2 protein-coding genes are annotated in these 1,942 nt (G+C 26.6%); both read left to right on the plus strand.

Annotated elements, in window-relative coordinates; genetic code table 11:
* A partial coding sequence (locus tag FYJ27_RS12550; RefSeq protein ID WP_268234930.1) for a Gfo/Idh/MocA family oxidoreductase occupies window positions 1-362 on the plus strand: 362 nt, incomplete at its 5' end.
* A 28-nt stretch (window positions 363-390) separates the two neighbouring features.
* Window positions 391-1,485 (plus strand): glycosyltransferase, encoded by a 1,095-nt coding sequence (locus FYJ27_RS12555; RefSeq protein ID WP_154485135.1) that lies wholly within the window; start codon window positions 391-393, stop codon window positions 1,483-1,485.
* The last annotated feature ends 457 nt before the right edge of the window (window positions 1,486-1,942 follow it).

A 1,942-nucleotide genomic window follows, 5' to 3' on the forward strand; every position in this document is an offset into this window, starting at 1 on the left:
TAGAGATGGAAGACTTTGGGGCAATACTTATTAGATTTAAAAATGGCTCAATAGGAATAGTTGAAGGAAGTGCTTGTGTATATCCTAAAAACTTAGAAGAAACTTTAAGTATATTTGGAGAAAAAGGAACGGTTGTTATAGGTGGACTGGCTGTTAATGAAATAAAAACATGGCAATTTGCAGACGAAAGAGATTATGATAAAGAAGATGAAAGTACAAAAGTAGACAGTGTATATGGAAGTGGACATACTCCACTTTATAAGGATTTCATAGATGCTATAAAAAATGATAGAGAGCCTTTAATAAATGGAGAAGAAGGCAAGAAGGCTTTGGATATAATACTTAAGGCTTATGAATTTTAAAGAAAACTATTAAAATGGTGGTATTAAAATGCGAAAAGTGAAAATGATTCTTACAAATAGATTTGATCCAGATGTAAGGGTGTACAAGGAAGCTAAGTATTTGGTTGAAAGAGGATTTGATGTAGAAATTTTGTGTTGGGATAGAGAAAATGATTATGTAGATAAAGAAGTAGAAGTTGTAGATGGAATTAGAATTAAAAGGTTTTTTCCTTATTCAAAATATGGAACAGGACTTAAACAACTGAAATCATTTATAGGCTTTGTTAAAGAATGTAAGAAATATTTAAAGAATAAAGAGTACCAATATTTACACTGTCATGATTTAGATGGTGTTATAGCTGGATATTTTGCAAGAAATAATAATTCAAAACTTATATTTGATATGCATGAGTTTTATGAAGTGAATGGAAAGAAACAAAAAATCAGATATTTGATGAGGTCAATAGTAAATTGTTTACAAAATAAATCTGATTATATTATATATGTTAATGATATACAAACGAGTACTATGTCAAGTAAAAATAAGCAAAAGTTAGTATATTTACCTAATTATCCAGAACAGAAAAATTATATTGGTTGCGAAAAGTCAAAATCACATAGGCTTAGAATTTCTTATATTGGTGCAGTTAGACAATACAATGAATTAAAAAATTTAATGGATGCTTGTAATGAAATGAATGATGTGGAAATATATATTCATGGTGCAGGAGTTGCACATAAAAGATTGAAAAATATTAAAGGTGATTATAATAATGTATTTATAACTGGAAAATATGATTTTACACAAAGTGCTAAACTCTATAGTGAAACCGATATTTTATACGTTTTATATCCTACATCTTCTATACAATACCTTACATCTTATCCAGTAAAGTTTTTTGAAGGGATAATCACTAAAACACCTATGATAGTTAATAAGGGAACTGTGCTAGAAGACTTCATAAAAGAGTATGGAATTGGATTTGCAGTTGAAGGTGGTAATATTAGTGAAATAAGAGAGTTAGTTGAGTATATAAATAAAAATAGGTATATACTTGATGAAAAAGTGAAGAATTTAGAGAAGATACAATATGATTATAGTTGGCAAGAAGTAGTTAAAAATTTGGACAATATTTATATATAGATATATTGTTAGTAATAATAAATGTAATTTTTTCATTACATAAAATATTTCTCTTTATTAATAATATATTTCTTTTGCAAGTGAATTGAAATTTGAATCGCTTTCTTTTTATCATAAGATTTATTCCAGACAATTTTATTTTTCATAAATACTAATAGTAAGATTCCTCCTATTTTTATGTTTAAATGAAGTAATAGTACTTCAACAGTGAAAAGAATATTAAATAAATTATGAAATCTTAATAAAAAGATGTGAACTCTATGTTACTATGTATAGTATAATATATATCCCCTGTCTTTTGAAGATAGGGGATATTTTATGCTTAAATATTAGATAGGCTATACTAAATAGGACAACTAAATTCCGAACAATGATATAATATAAAATATAAAGAATTGGGAGGAATTAAAATGGCAAAAAGGTATACGGAAGATTTCAAAAAACAAATAGTTAGCCT

Origin of the sequence: Anaerosalibacter bizertensis (assembly GCF_009696605.1) — a bacterium.
In the GTDB taxonomy this organism is placed as follows: Bacteria; Bacillota; Clostridia; order Tissierellales; family Sporanaerobacteraceae; genus Anaerosalibacter; species Anaerosalibacter bizertensis.

Coding starts and splice junctions, on each gene's coding strand:
- FYJ27_RS12555 (WP_154485135.1), top strand. CDS start 391: ATGCGAAAAGTGAAAATGATTCTTACAAATAGATTTGATCCAGATGTA.